This window comes from Amphritea sp. (assembly GCF_016744155.1).
Taxonomy (GTDB): Bacteria; Pseudomonadota; Gammaproteobacteria; order Pseudomonadales; family Balneatricaceae; genus Amphritea.
Genome location: NZ_JADGEW010000011.1, coordinates 70,520 through 85,501 on the forward strand (window position 1 = coordinate 70,520; position 14,982 = coordinate 85,501).

Here is a 14,982-nt window from a genome sequence, read left to right on the forward strand (position 1 = left end):
TTTGAGTACAGAATAAATTTCTCTAATCATCTGCACAGACTGCGACCATTTTTTCACAGCCACTATCCGCAGAGTCTCTATCTCGGCATCTGCTACGAGCTGCTCTTTTTGCTTCTGACAATGTATCTCGGGTTGACCTGTGCCACTTAGCATCCCCATCGTGATCATTACGCGCGTAGACAGCGAAACACCTTTGCGTTGTATGTCTAATTTTGCAGTCGTAACCGTTTTTTCTACACCCTTTGAGAGCGCTGGCTTTTACTTCGCGTTCATAGCCATAGCCGGATGACCAACCAAAATTATCACCACCATCGCTATCATCTACAATTCCTATTGCGAGAGCGGCCCAATGATCCTTTTCTTCCGAAAGTGCTAGAGAGCTCAATAGTGAAAACGTTATTGATACAATGACAGTTATAGTCTTAATGATTTTCATATTGCTGCCTTCTATGTTGAGGCGTATATACCATCAAAGGTGAGCTGATTTATCGTTTTACCTAAATGGCATGTTAGCCGGTCAGCGACTAATTAGTACAGAAATTAGTACACAAGGCTTGATGGATGGTCAGACAAAGAGGGCTTAATGAAACCTGATGTTAACTTGTAGTTCGTTAGGTAAGTACGCTGAAAGTCTTGTAACTTTTGGTCTTGCCTTAGACGAGTTTCAGTAATGCCGCACTAACTGGAGTTGTACAACTAAGCGAGTGTACAAGGAAAATATTAGCCTACGAAACGCTAGCTGATATAGAGTTAATAAGTGTGTTACCACGATCCATTGAGCTTACAACGCCATGGCGTAAATATCACTGCTGATAGTTTTTAATAATAGAGATTAAATAGACACCCCAAGACAGTATGGTGAAGCTAGGCAGGCTGTCTGGGGGTGTGTGAATAAGTTTGAATTTGAAAGTTATTGACCTAAAACTTGTTCTTTAAAAATTGGGACGATCGTTCCCCAATAACTGAAAGAATCTTCAAGATTTTGTATGGTTACACCATAATCCAGATTTACAGCCATATCTAAATTAGGATCGCCGTCATTATCCAAATAAGCAACGCCAAACTTCTTAGTTCTATTCCACTCGTTTATTGTTTTAAGTGAAATTCGTTCATCCATGGACCAGGCGGTGCCAAATTTTATTTCATCACACTTTTCGCCGTTAGAGTCACAGCCGTAGAAATAGATTCCGTATTTTGTGCCATCCATCCGTCCACTTATTTTAGGGTCTCCGGTGGAGTCTGTTGTCAATCGAGCGCTGCCAAATCCTCTGGCTATATTCAAAAGAGCATCAGGGTCATCGGCTGAGATTAAATCTGCTGCATATGCTGTTGGCATAATAGATGGTAAAAGCATACAAGCTGACAAAATAGCAGACTTGATAATAAGTTTGTCCATAGTGGTTAGTATCCTTAAATTAAGGTGGAATTGTTTTGAATAACCAACGAATGTATATCTTGATGATCGAGGGTATAACGAAGTTTATAAGTTATAAACAATGTAGCCCTTCAACAATTACATTGGCAAAACAGTACCAGTTGGCTGAATCAATTGTATATTAGGTGTTCAATATAAACGACATAGATTACCAGCTTATTGCTCATTGTGAGGACGAAAACCCATGATTCAGTATGATACTTTAGTGGCGAGAGGCTAATTCTGAGTCGCTCTTAGTTGTAACTGTCTTGGCTGAGAACTGCCTTCTAGGGTGGCTGTTTTCTTTTTCAAATTTTTTTTAAAAAAAGTCTTCACATTATATTCCATTGAAAACTTTCCTAGAACAGTAAAAATATCATCTAAATTTAAGCTCAGAGCAATTAGATTGCTGAACAACGTCCTAAAGCTTTAGGAATATCATCTTATTTTAAACTGCTCCTCAATATGAGATTCTTAACGCCCGGTAAGGATAACTTGTGGTTGAAAGGAGGGTTTGTGCGGCTTATAACTTTGATTATTGCATTACTGTTGAATATAAGTACATTTCCTGCTTTTGGGAATCAAGCTAACAGCCGTATATTTCTAGCCCAGAGCCTACAACACTTTAACCCGCTCGGGGATCCAGTCTGTGATGATTTGCTGACACAAGGGCTATCCTTTCCAATGGAAGCAGCAAGTGTTGAAAGTATCAAAGCCTGTCGCAGTCGTATTAAAGTATTGATGGCTGAATCAGTACCTTTATTATTCCATACTGATGGAACCCCTGATGAGGCTATGACAGGAAGCATGGCTAATCTTTTTGCCTGGGATAGTTTGTTGATGTATTGGATTGGGCAGCTCGATTTCGAGGATCCTGATGGGAATATTTTTTTTGCCAGCCAAAGTGCCTATCAGGCAATTAATTATCTAAAGCTTGTGGATCCTGAGCCTGTTACGCTTGCACGGTTTCAGCTATTGGCCATGGCTTTATACGTTAAAAGTCAGATGTTATCTGATATTGAAAAGTATGAGTCAGCGTATCAGAAGTTCTTGAATATCCACGATAGTATTGCCCAGGATAGTGATATGTTTTCCGGGTTAGAGCGCTTATCGTTACGTGCTTATAGTGCCTATTGGTTAGGGATTCTAAATATCCATAATCAATTAAGTGTTCGGCTGTTAGAAACAGAAGAGCAGCGTAAACAGACCAAAATGGCGACTTACAGATTTTTGCAGGAAGCGTATGAAACCGAAACTAATGAAAATGTTCGTTTAGAGTATTTATTGACGTTAGCAAGGCAGTTTCAGTTTGAATCTCCGCCAACAGAAGCGAATATTTTTTCCCGTGAAGTCTTAGTAAGTGAAATTGAAAACAGTGCTGCTAATGTAGACAATATCCAGCTAAAGGTCTGGAATTTGATCGATCAAGCTCGCCGATTGTCTTATGACGTGAAGTCGGTTGGGGATGCAGCAGATATACAATTAGAACGTTTGCTAGACCAGGCTGAACGGATTAGTGAAAAGCTGAACTTACATCATTATCTGACGGATATTGTAGTTTTACGGTTGCAAATAGCGATAACCTTTTCTAATCAAGATAGGGTGGAAGTGCTGCTTGAGAGACAAGCGGAGCTAATGCACTATATTAGTGTGCTGGTAGAGGAAAAATCGCCTCAAATAGCGCTGTGGACAAATCGTTATTTCCAGCTAATTGATACATTTGGCCAGGCACTGATTATGTTCAATGACCATGAGAGAGCTGTAGATTTTTTTACGACTCTGGAATCTCAGGGTTTGGTTTCAGCGGCGCTGAATTTATCTGCTCTGCATCTTCAGAAGAGCGATTATCTTGCTGCTATTAAGGTACTAACGGATATCAGTAGCGATCTATCTGGTGATCAGAGAGTCGTGTATAGACACAATCTTAGTCTGGCGAAGCACCTTTCTGGTGATATAAGTGGGGCTATTGCACTCTTGTCTGATGATGATTCGCCTTCAGATATTATGGTTGCATATCAAGCGGCACTTTATGCGTTCAATCGCCAAGATGTTCAAGCAATAACGCTAATTAAAAAACACGCAGGGGTAGGTTATGGTGCATTTGCGCAATCCTTAAATCGCACAGCACTTGCTATTTATAGCCGTGATAAAACAAACGCTGCGGTGGGTTCGATAATTAACCCCTTGCAGCCACTCTATAGCTTTGCAGATGAGTGGATCTATAGCAGTACAACAGAAAAAAGCGGTTTTTCTTATTTTCAGGGCCCCACAGAATTATTGTCTGAAGATCGTGCCACGCTGGTAGCGGGTCTTGGTGGCGATAGTATTTCTTACAATAGCCTGCTTTCCTTTACTGGCAATATAGCCGCGTTAGCTAGCGGTAATCAAATAACCCTATGGGGTGCTGATAATGGTTTACCGTTTCGGCGTCTGACCAGTAGTGGCAGCGTTGAATATATGGATTTTCTTCATGATGATCAGCACCTGTTGGTTCAAAGCTCAGATAATTTACTGACTTTATGGAACCTTGCTACGGGAGAATCTATTTACACCTTGCCGACCGATAGTAACGTTTGGAAAGCATTTCTAATAAACCACAGTAAAGATACCGTACTGTATATGAATGCGTATTCTCAATTAGTTGAGATGGATTTATTTGATCCGGCTAAAAATCGTAGTATTACGGCTGCTAGCGGCAGCCGGCATTTTACTATCGATGATAAGGGCGAACGCTTATTTTTTGTTCGCGGCGAGTGGGGAGAGAATACCGAGTGGAATGAATATTTAGTTAGTTATGATCTTGAGGAGCAAAGCATACTCGATCAAACTCGCGTAACCGGGGTGCTAGAATTAAACTTCCTGACATATAAGCAGCAGCTCTTAATTATCAGCAGTGATGACGAAGGTTATAAACTTAATATCTGGAATCAGAACGTTGAATTGAGTGAAGGAAAGCCGCTTTTTTTTAGTCATCGTGTGAACGTGATAAGAGGAAGTACGAAGGGCAAAAAGTTGCGAATCAGGGGCCAGGATGCTGATAAAATTCTGGATTTAGATCTGTTAAGTCTGGAAACTTTTTCTGATTCGAGCAGTCGTAGGCTGCTGCATTTATCGGCTCACACAGAACGTGCGCTACTACACAAAGCAGATAGTAATAGCTTACAAGTTGTTGATTTTATGACCATGCAACCGATTGCCACTCTGAAGCGGCAGGAATCTGATCCGGGCGTTGCCTTTTATGATGAAGAGCGCGAACGGTTATTAGTTTCTTCAGGCTACAATCGCTTGCATATCTGGGATATGAGCACCGGACAGGAGCTACTTCGTAGAGAGCAATCACCGGTGCTGAATCCTGACTATATTAACGGTCAGCTGATAGCGATAGCAGATAATATCGATGCTTACGCGCTAGAGGGAAACCAGTGGGGATATTTTGGGCAAGGGGAGTTTTTGATGAAATCTCTGCCGGTCCCCGAGGATATTCTCAATAACAAGCTGGGTGCTGAGCTTCAGACTTTTGAAAGTAATGGTCATGTCTATTTCAGCGCATTGGATATCTATTACAGTGAACATCGTAAACGTCGGGTGTGGCGTAGTGACCTGGCAATGACGCAAGCGGAGCTACTTCCCTGGTCTTTGGTAAACGAAAAAATTGTCGCAATATCAGAGCAAAAACAGCGTCTTATTACTGAAGATGGCAGTCGAGTTATTATTCGTGCGCTAGACGATGGAGTTATGACTAGTGAAATTTCAGTTACTGAAAATTACGGCGGGCTTAAAGATATCAGGGTTGCTTGGGTCGACGTACAGCACGAAACGATATGGATTGAACTCGATAATCGGCTCGTAGCTTATAATTTTAATGGTGTAGCGATTCATCGTTTTGCTGATGAACTAGGCCGCTTAATTGATGTCGATGGGCATCATGAATTGCCTTACTTTATTGCCAGTTACGAGGTTTCCGGGTCAACATTATTACGCCAAGTTAGTCGAGAAACTGGAGCAGTATTACGTAGCGATATATTGGTTAAGCGGGTGGCTGAGAATATCAATTTTTCATCACAGGCCAATTATCTGTTGGTTTCCACTGAAGTTGGAAGTATAGAATTTTGGTCATTAGGTAAAAATAAGGCTCTATTTTCAATGTATTTGCTGCCTGATAATACTTGGGCCGTCATTGATCCACGGGGGCGTTTTGATACGAATAACTTGACGGACTTGGACTATTTAGCCTGGCGTTTACCGCAGGATCCAATGAAGTCGTATCCGGTTGATATTTTCCTGCGAGATTTTTATGAACCTCGCCTAATTCCCCGTCTTCTAAACGATGCTCCATTTAGCCCAATACCTAATTTGAGCCTGATTAACCGCTGGCAACCTGAAATAAATATTAGTCAGGTAACAAAAAATAGCAGAGGTAAACTGAGTGTTACCGTTGAGCTAGAGCAGGGGGAATGGCCTGATGTTAAGCAGGCAAGGGCCTATGACCTGCGTTTATTTCGTGATGGCCAGCAAGTTGCAGTTTTTCCAAAAGATCATGGTGAGATTGTGTTTAATAGTTCCGGCACGCAATCAGTTTTATTCGAAGATATTGCGCTACCGAACCTGCGCCAAGGACAGCACGTTAAATTGACAGCGATTGCATTTAACAGTGATGGGGTTAAAAGTCAGACTGCTCATTATAGTTATACTCAGGCAGTGGACAGTGATAGGCAGCCAGCTCGTGCTTTCATCGTCAATATTGGTATCGATCACTATAGTGATACGGCTTGGAATTTAGCATTTGCCGGTAATGATGCGAAGTTACTGGCGAGTACCCTAACAGGAAATTTACGAAACTCAGAGGCATATCAAAGTGTTCACCAGCAAGTGTTAACGACTCGGGCTGATCGTTTTATTGATAAAACCCAAGTGCGCTCAGTTTTAGATGCTTTGGCCACTAACAACGGGGCCGAAAATCAATTTGATTATGGGCTTCATCAAAGTACGCCGAATGACACCATTATTATTACCTGGTCCGGGCATGGTTATGTGAATCAACAAGGAGAGTTTTACCTACTTACCTCTGAGCTGGGTCAAGGTGGCAAAGATATGAATGCTCTGCTCGAAGGAGCAGTAAGTGTCACCGAGTTATCAACTTGGATTGAAGGTATCGATGCCAATAGATTTATACTGATTATCGATGCATGCCATTCAGCAGCCGCAGTTGAATCCGGCGAATTCAAGCCTGGCCCAATGGGGAGTAAGGGATTTGGTCAGTTGGCGTGGTATAAAGGTATGCAGATCCTTACTGCTAGTCAGGCTAACGATGTAGCGTTGGAAAGCAGCTTGCTAGAACACGGCTTACTTACATATTCACTGGTAAATGATGGCCTTGTGGAACAGCAAGCAGACTTCTTGCCAGCTGATGGCATACTATCGGCTAGTGAGTGGCTAAAGTATGGTCAGCACCGGGTACCGGAAATATATAGGCTGTTAAAAGCAGGTAATACTACAAGCTTCAAGACCAGTCGTGGTGTCGTACGAAAAAACATTCCTCGGGTTGAAAATGTCCAAATGCCAGGTCTGTTCGATTTTTATCGTGGTGATCAAGAAATGCAGCTACAAGTTAACCGTCAGGGTGAATGATTTGATGTTGATAGTCACATAGTAAACTTTAATTCCGTGCTGTTTAGTAACGTATTTATGGGCACGTTCGATATTTTATTATCGATAATTATTTTCAGTTGCAATGAAATACCATTAGCTGTCGTCACGTTTTTTATACACTCAGAATGAACTAGGATGACTGAGTATATTATTTTGAACCCGGTGTGAGTTTTTTGATATTGCAGAGTGAATATTCAATCTATAAAAGAGGGTTTTATTCTACATCGGTTGTTCTACCTAGCCGGAATTGTTTGATTTTTTTATCCTCTTCAGAATCTTATTAGGGGAAGGGAATATAAATAAACAGTGTTACTTTTTTACTGTATTTTCTAATTTCAACGTAATGAAAACATTCGCGTTTGCCTAAATGGGCTATTTTGGAGCAAAAAAAGAGATGGTTCTGAAAGCGCTATCGCAGCGGTTCGTAGGCAAGCTATATATAATGTCTCTATTGATTATGTTCAATGCCCATGGATTAAAAGCGTCTGAGGTTGGAATGGACCTCAGCATCATCACTTGGAATGTGTGGTTTGACGATGACAGTGGTCGATGGCGGTACCCCCTTATTCTTAATGAGCTAAGTAAGCAAGATGCAGATATCTTGCTGTTGCAAGAAGTTACCCCTTCGTTCTTGGAGATTATGATACAGCACCCCTTATCAAATAATTACTACATATCTCAATCGAATCAGGGTGCTAGCTATCAAAATATCACACTAACTAAACAGTACCCTGTCGCATCAGATGTATTAGCTCTTGAGTCTAATATGCAGCGTAAGGCTTTAATTGTTCAGCTTGAATTACCAAGTTCAACAGAGCTTATTAGTGTCGTAAATGTGCATTTAGAGAGCCCGCTTGATCATAGTTGGCTGAGAGAACGTCAGATACAGCAAATTATTGCGTTTGTCGAAGACGAAAATAATCTGTTGATCGGTGGGGATTTTAATTTTGGTAATGGCACATCTGCAGAAGCGACTTTAAGCCGTCAGCTTTTTGATTTGGCCTATAAAGGTGAATACTATGATCAGCCAACATTTGACGTTGAGAATAATGACTGGGCCAAGCAGACTAAATATTGGTTTGAATCGAGTCGTCGGTTAGATCGTCTTTATCATGATTTATCTTTCGTTGTTGGCAGTAAATACTCTCTTTTTGCAAATCATCCTGTATTTGAAGGTAAGGATTACCTGTCAGATCATTTTGGCGTTAGGGCTGATTTCTCTTTTATTATCGATTCCATCGAATAGGAAATATGTATGATGCGAGAGACCTTGATAATTTAATCACTATTTGGGCTGGGCTTGTTTATGAAAGGTCTTCTAAATATCTTCTATATGATTTTGTGGAGCTGGTTTTACTGCACTAAAGTCTAATAAGCGCTACAGAGCTCATAAATAGTTATCAACAGATTTAGATATTAAGGTTAATTATGAATTGTTTTTTTATAATTAAACGTTATATGATTTGTTAAATTCCGGTGAGTTAATATCATACTGGTTTGGGCAGACCTGATAAAAAAATGCTCTGGTGATTTAAAATACAGGAGATTTTTTTGGCAGAAAATTCTTTTGAATACGCTTAGTATGTTAATGATAGTAAAGGGATAATTATGAAGATAATAAAAAATAACATTGCAGTTTTCTCTATTTCTGCCTTGATGCTGGCTTCTAGTGCAGTATCTGCTGGAATGAATGTGGATACTGAGGCTAAGGTCGATGCTGGGGCTGTTTCACAATTAAATACTGCCGCGAACTTAGCGGTTCTTGGTTTGGCTCAGGAAGATGCTTTACTTCTGATTTCTGCCGCAAAATTACGTAAAGGTGTGGCTGTTACTCAGGTTCAGACAGCGAAAACATCGGAAGGCGGTCAAGATTCTAAAAAAGAGAGCGGGCAGAGTTTGTCTGCGAGTGAATTGTTAGAGCGTGCAACTGAATTGGCGGGTGATAACGCAGGATTGTTAGCGTTAATTGAAGATGTGAGAGATATAAAAGCACGAGGTCGAATTGGTGGAGCTATTAGCGGGCATGATGACCGGGTTCGAGCTGACTCAGTTGATACGTATAGAATGAAATTTAAAGGAAACCGTAGAGCAGAAGTCTTTGTTGAAGGTGACGGCGATACTGATTTAGATTTATATATATATGATGAAGATGGTAACTCTATTTGTTCTGATACGGATGGTACAGATACGATGCTTTGTCGTTGGACCCCAAGCTGGACTGGTGAGTTTAGAGTGAGAATTAAAAACTTGGGTGACGTTTATAATGACTACACGCTTTACACTAACTGATTGAACTGTGGGGTTGGGAGCTTTTCGATCCCATCCCCTATCCCCATCCCCATCCCCCCCCATCCGATCTCATCATCGGCATGAACCTTTCTTTTCTCCGTCAGCACAGTTTTTCTTATTAATAATCTAGTGACGTTAATAAATAGGGACTTGAAAATGAAGAAAAACCATAAAAATCTGATAGTTCCTTTGTTTTTTTTAGCATTACTTTGGGCTAGTGCCGCATTAGCAACAAATAAAGCGCTATTAGTTGGCGTGACTAAGTACCCTTTTTTAAAGGGAGCTGATCTTGACGGGCCCATGCATGATGCGGAATTGGTGCGACAAGTGTTAGGCACACGAGGTTTTAGTGCTAAAAATATAACGATGTTAAGTGAAAGTGATATCGCTGATGGTAAGCCTACCAGGCAGGCTATTATCGATGCCCTTGAGCGGCTAGCTAGTGATGTAGAAAAAGATGACTTCATCTATTTGCATTTTGCTGGACATGGCTCTCGTCAGCCAGCGGAATCTGTTAGTAATACTGAAACAGACGGTTTGGATGAGATATTTCTACCCTCGGATGCCGCAGGGTGGGATGAGTATATTGGCTCTGTAAAAAATGCGCTATCGGACAATGTTATGGCAGTCTATTTAGACCGCATTCGCGATAAGGGCGCTGATGTTTGGGTTGTTTTTGATAGCTGCCACTCAGGCACAATGACACGAGGTGGCGGTTTTGGTGAAATTCGCTTTCGCCAGGTTGATGCTGCCGTTTTGGGTATTCCGATGGGCGACTCGATATCCTCACGGGGCTGGAGGGATGAAACTATTGGCGAGCAAGCAACTTTTTCAATCGTTGATGAAAGTGGTGCAGGTGATGCTGATCGAGGTAGTTTAATCGCTTTTTCTGCAGCTCAGGCTACTCAAACGGCACCGGAAATGAAATTACCCCGTGGCGCCAAGGATAGGAAATTCCATGGTTTACTCACCTACACTATGATGGATGCTTTATCTAAGCATCGAGGCATAAGTTATAGTCAACTGGGGCAATATATATTAAATCAATATAGGTTGATGCCATTTAGAAACACTCAACCTTTGATTAGCGGCACTAATTTAAATGATTCCGTTTTTGGTGAAGAGGCTGCCAGTTCTAATGTGATGACTGCCGATGTATCAAAAGATAAAAAGACAATCACTATTTCCGCAGGGCAACTACATAATTATAACGAGGGCTCGTTGATTAATTTATACAGCTCTGCATTGATAGATGAGGACGATTTTCTAGGTCATGCCGAAATCGTTGAGGCCCATTCTTTATATAGTCTAGCTAGCATCGTTGGGGTAACAGAGAAAACATTACCTCGTAAAGTATTTACTGTGATGAAAGAGCCTGTCTTGGGTTTTTCTATGACAGTGAAGGCAGTAGCTTCAGCAGATATGACAGAATCGCAAATACTTAATCTAGATAAAGCTGTGAAAGCCACAACGGCAGTAACTCCGATGCTTAGAGATTGGCAAGAAGGTGAGATTACTGACCTTAGAGTGTCTGTGTTTGAAAATAAGTTATGGTTTCTTACAGCTGATCAAAGCTTACCATGTGAGCAGCAGGGACTTGTAGATAAAGAACTTAGCCGCTGTTTAGATCTACGTTCGCCTCAGCAATTGTTAAATTTCGATTTTACTCGTAGAAAGATTACATATGAAGCTATTTTAATGCCTCTGGAAAGTGGCTTAACTCGGATAGCCAAAGGTGAAAATCTTATTCGGTTGCAACATATTGTTAGCGAAGGAGGGGGGCAACAATCACCTCTAGACGTTGAGGTGACAATTAATATATCCGGTAAAAAAAGTCAGTATCCTATGACTAGGGTACCAGTATTTCATGAGGGAGACGGTGTTCATATCGTAATTAAGAATAGCTCACAAATGTCACAAGATGTCAGTGTTCTTTATAAAGATAGCATGTATGGAATCACTCAGCTTTTCCCTCAACATTCTGGCGAGGCGAACCGCCTTGAAGCCGGTAAAGAGTTTGTTTTAGATTTAGAACTTATACCTGAGCCTGAGGGGCTGGAAGATCTAATAATTTTAAGTCAGCCTGCCTCCGATGTATTACGCGATTTTGAATTTTTGGAACAGCCGCCCTTAGGGGTAACAACACGAGGCCCCGTGAGTGCTGGGGTAAGAGATTTAGCTAATCAATCGCTAATGCAAGTTTTATTTGAAGCGGCAACAACAGCTAATAATGATGTAATGAATCAATATTCCGCAACAGTTCGCGGGGCGAGAAGGTCCACTCCCCCTGAGCTTGGGTCTATGGAAATTTACCGCTGGGAAGTGAGTCAGTAGCGTTAGTGTACGTGACTGTCAGTATGTGCGGTTAGCTGGTTGTTAAAATATAAAAGGTGAGGGTGGAATGGTGAATTATCGTAATTTTATTTCATTCGTGTGTGTTTGTTTATTACTGACAGGATCTGCTTCTGCAACAGAGCTTGTCAATGCTGCTATTAATGAAGATATTGAGAAAGTTGAATATTTAATTCAGCAAGGTGTAGACCTCAATCTCCTCGACGAGGAAGAGGGAGTGGCTGCATTACATGCCGCTGTATTCAATAATGATCTGAGATTAACCAAGTTACTGCTTGAAAATGGTGCGAAGATTAATCTCAAAACTACCAATCAATTTGATCCTATTCATATAGGTGCGCAAGGGGGTGCGCTTGAAGTTTTACAATACCTGATGACGCTAGGTGTTGATATCAATATGCCTGATGGAGACGGTGATACTGTTTTACAGCACGCCTTATATAGAGAGCAGATCGAACTAGCCAATTGGTTGCTTGATCAAGGAGTTACGGTTGTAAGTAAAGGAAATGAGAATTCATATGGAAGTCCTTTGTTTTTGGCTATGCAGTTATTCGACAACGAAGCTGATAATAAGGAACTCCTTACTTTAATTGAAAAGATAGTGTCACTAAGTGCTGATCTTAATGCTTTTGAGGGGGGGGATAATCAGACTTATTTACAACTGGCGGTACAAACCGGCAACTTGGATCTGGTTAAGCTACTGGTTATGCTTGGAGCGGATGTAAATCTGAAAGCGGCGGAGCAGTCTGCGCCTATTCATCTTGCCGCAGAAGAAAGTAGCGAAGTGTTTCAGTATTTGATTCAAGCGGGTGCGGACATTAACACGCTTGATGTTAATGGCGCCAACCTACTACAAATTGCTTTGCTACATGGGGAAATTGAAGCAGCAAGTTGGTTGTTGGATAAGGGCATTGACATCAACAGTCGTGGTCTGATTGATACCGAAAGTGAGAATGATGGCTGGAATGAAGTGCCTGCCTACGATTACCCTGTACTGTTATTATTAGAACAGATTACAACCACTGATGATGATCAGGCAGCGGTTTCGCTGTTACATAAGATGGTCAGAAAAGGTGCAAATCTTGATGTAGTCGGTCGCGACGGATCGGCCTTTATCTTTCCATTGTTAAAATCCAGTAATCAATCGTTTATTAATGAGTTGCTGCCTAACATAAAGTCGGTTGATGTTACTGATAGTTTCGGTAATAGCGTTCTGCATGCCGCGATTAAATCAGGTCATATTGACTATGCCGCTTCACTTGCGAGAAACGGCAACGGACTAGCGCAGATTGATAAAATTGGTTATACCTCATTACATTCAGCTTACGAAAAAGAGCTGTTTGATATTGTTTCGCTTATTTTAGAGCATGAAGGCAGTAATCAAATGCTGAGCCTGAAGGGTGCAAGTATTTATCAGCGCGCATACCGTGATGGCCATCATGAAGCACTAAACCAATGGTTGGCGAATACTCCCTCTAGTCTTGATGTTGTCGATATAAACGGTGATACCTTATTACATGAAGCCGTCAGTAGAAATGATGTGACTTATGTAAACCAGCTGCTTACCAGAGGTGCGAAGGTTGCTGCTCTTAATGGCGATGGTCGTAGTCCGTTATCTCTTGCTGTTGAAAAAAATTCTACTGAATTGCTTAAGCTGCTACTTGATGTTGCTACAAAAAATAGCACTTTCAAAAAGAGTTCCATGCTACTACATGAAGCTGCTCGACTTGGGTCTTTAAAAATTGTCACAACGTTAGTCGAAGCGGGATTTTCGGTCGATTCTCGTGATAACAATGGGTACATTCCGGCTCAAATAGCTGTTCACCATGGGCAACAGGAAGTGCTGGATTATCTGGTAGGTCTTATTAATGCGCCAACGTTAAACTCGAATTTAGAGGTAAATCCTTATGCTGACTCACGGCTCGAGTATTGGAGCTTGTTGTATTGGGCAAATAAAAAAGAGAAATTAATTAGATCTGTAGAACAAGATCTTCACTCAGATAATAGTAGTGTCTTTGCGCCTTATATTTGGGTTGAAATTCAGAGTAATAATGGAAATTTGCAAAACGCGTATAACGCGTTGAACGGTGCTTTGAAAAGCAAAATTGCAGTGACAGCTGATGTTGGTTTGAATAAGGATTATCGGCAGTTGGTAGCACAATATCCCCCTTCTTATCCGTTTGTTGCGTCCGATGCTATGGCCTTGATTGATTTAGCTTTTGTTGCTGATAAATTAGTAAATAAGCCATTAAAACTAGACTATCTTGAAACTGCCTCTCGATTGTTGCCGAATTATTGGCAGATAGCTTGGATGTACAATGATTCTCAGTTGGTTACTAATACTAAATTTAAAGACCGTATGCAGAACTTTTCTGTATCTGAAGGTATAAATGGAACGTTAGTCGGCAACTCCATTCGTGAGTATAGCCATGCTCGTCTTTGGGAAAGGGCTGATTTGGGAGAGAGATCCAGAAGTTGGTTGAAAACATCTCCACACGATTGGCGTGCGCTGGCAGCCAACTCATCCGAGTTAAATAAAGGTTATCACTATGAGCAGGCGCAGGTCGCGGCTCAAAAAGCAGCAACCATATTTCCATTTTATTTTGATTTTACGCAATTGCCGACGTTATTCATCAAACAAGGGGCGATTAAACAGGCAGAAAAACATTTTTCTTTAATTGCGCGTATGTATCACAAAGAAGGTGGAGAGCCTATTGAGGCAAAGATGAATCGCTATTTAGCGGCTTCACTCAGGACCTCTGGCGATAAAGGGCGTGCGCGTCAAGTGTTGGATGATACGCTTCAACAGATGCCTAATATAGCGAATCTGCATAGAGAGATTGCGAGGCTAGAAATAGCAGATAATCGGTACGCTGAAGCCGCGGATGCAATGGAGAAGGTTTTTCAGTTAGATGATGAGACTAATAGTAGTGATTATAAACGTTATATCAGTGCTTTGAAGCAAAGTGGTGATAGTGCACAAGCTATTAGTGTTGCAGAAAAAGGGCTAGCTAAGCTTACATTTATTCCTGAAGATTTTTTTATCGCTGTGTTGGACTTAGCTGCAGCCATGAAGCGTGATGCTTTGGTTGATCGTGTATATCAATTGGCGGTGGGTGAGTTTCCAGATTCTATCGCATTAGGTAAATTTCATGTTGAAAGACTCTGGATTAATGATAAACATGCTGCATTGAAATATGTTGAGAAGCTGCTTGAACAGCAACCTACCAGCTACAGTTTAATTCAGCTATGGAAAAAATACGCGAAAGGGCTTAACG

7 protein-coding genes are annotated in these 14,982 nt (G+C 41.2%); 5 read left to right on the forward strand and 2 right to left on the reverse strand.

What is annotated here, in order from left to right:
- Nucleotides 1–22 precede the first annotated feature (22 nt).
- Nucleotides 23–436: a DUF4189 domain-containing protein gene (locus QZZ54_RS10500; protein ID WP_290702503.1), complete on the reverse strand. Its 414-nt coding sequence runs from the start codon at nucleotides 434–436 to the stop codon at nucleotides 23–25.
- A gap of 474 nt (nucleotides 437–910) precedes the next feature.
- Entirely contained in the window at nucleotides 911–1,396 is a 486-nt protein-coding gene (locus tag QZZ54_RS10505) for a YbjN domain-containing protein (protein ID WP_290702505.1), read from the reverse strand.
- Nucleotides 1,397–1,930: 534 nt separating this feature from the next.
- On the opposite strand from QZZ54_RS10505, the gene QZZ54_RS10510 reads away from it, so the two are divergent.
- The 5 genes from QZZ54_RS10510 to QZZ54_RS10530 all read left to right on the forward strand — a co-directional run.
- The gene (locus QZZ54_RS10510; protein ID WP_290702507.1) at nucleotides 1,931–7,042 is read left to right on the forward strand and encodes a caspase family protein; all 5,112 of its coding nucleotides are present in this window, start codon (nucleotides 1,931–1,933) and stop codon (nucleotides 7,040–7,042) included.
- 388 nt (nucleotides 7,043–7,430) lie between these two features.
- A complete protein-coding gene (locus QZZ54_RS10515; protein WP_290702509.1) occupies nucleotides 7,431–8,309 on the forward strand; it encodes an endonuclease/exonuclease/phosphatase family protein in 879 nt (292 codons plus the stop codon).
- Nucleotides 8,310–8,671: 362 nt separating this feature from the next.
- Nucleotides 8,672–9,352: a hypothetical protein gene (locus QZZ54_RS10520; protein ID WP_290702511.1), complete on the forward strand. Its 681-nt coding sequence runs from the start codon at nucleotides 8,672–8,674 to the stop codon at nucleotides 9,350–9,352.
- A 156-nt stretch (nucleotides 9,353–9,508) separates the two neighbouring features.
- Nucleotides 9,509–11,686 carry a caspase family protein gene (locus QZZ54_RS10525; RefSeq protein ID WP_290702512.1) on the forward strand — a complete coding sequence of 726 codons (2,178 nt, stop codon included), beginning with the start codon at nucleotides 9,509–9,511 and terminating at the stop codon, nucleotides 11,684–11,686.
- Nucleotides 11,687–11,753: 67 nt separating this feature from the next.
- Nucleotides 11,754–14,982, forward strand: a 3,229-nt coding sequence (locus QZZ54_RS10530; protein WP_290702514.1) for an ankyrin repeat domain-containing protein, incomplete at its 3' end; no start/stop codon positions are given.